This is a genomic window from Terrisporobacter mayombei, from assembly GCF_020748465.1.
GTDB classification, from domain to species: domain Bacteria; phylum Bacillota; class Clostridia; order Peptostreptococcales; family Peptostreptococcaceae; genus Terrisporobacter; species Terrisporobacter mayombei.
The window spans coordinates 1-506 of record NZ_JAHZMP010000133.1 but is presented as its reverse complement, the minus strand read 5'-3'; the positions used below and the strand labels follow the sequence as shown (position 1 = coordinate 506).

The following is a 506-nucleotide window of genomic DNA, read 5'->3' as shown; positions in this document are numbered from 1 at the left end:
GCTGGTGGCCGCAGCCCCTAAAGTCGATTTTGCCGACCGGGTATCAGTGGCCAATGGAATCCTGATCGGGAACTTTGCAAAGGTCGTTGGACTTAAGCAAAACGCCCTTTTCTCATGGTTGCGCCAGAATGGCATTCTCATGGCTTTTGGAGCGCGCAAAAACGTACCGCGCCAACAGTACATCAACGCCGGGTATTTCACGGTGAAAGAAGTGGTGCTGGATGATGAAAATGGCTACCAGATACGGCTGACGCCCCAATTAACGGGTAAAGGCCAGCAGTGGTTAACTCGCAAGCTACTTGATGCTGGTTTGTTAAAACCAGTAGCAATAGGTTAACAAAAGAAAAAAACCTGCCAGCAAACTGGCAGGTTTCTGAGCAGATCGTCCAACCCGATCTGGATCGAGTCAGAAAAATTTGCTCTAATAAATTTCGTTTTCTAAGTGCAAAGAATCACCATTTCGAGCTGGTGATTGAAGGTTGATGCAAATTTGGAGAAAAAATGCA

At 46.8% G+C, this 506-nt stretch carries 1 protein-coding gene; it reads left to right on the top strand.

What is annotated here, in order from left to right:
• On the top strand, nt 1-337 hold a 337-nt coding region (locus K0039_RS20735; RefSeq protein WP_228106825.1), incomplete at its 5' end, for a phage antirepressor KilAC domain-containing protein.
• Nucleotides 338-506 lie beyond the last annotated feature (169 nt).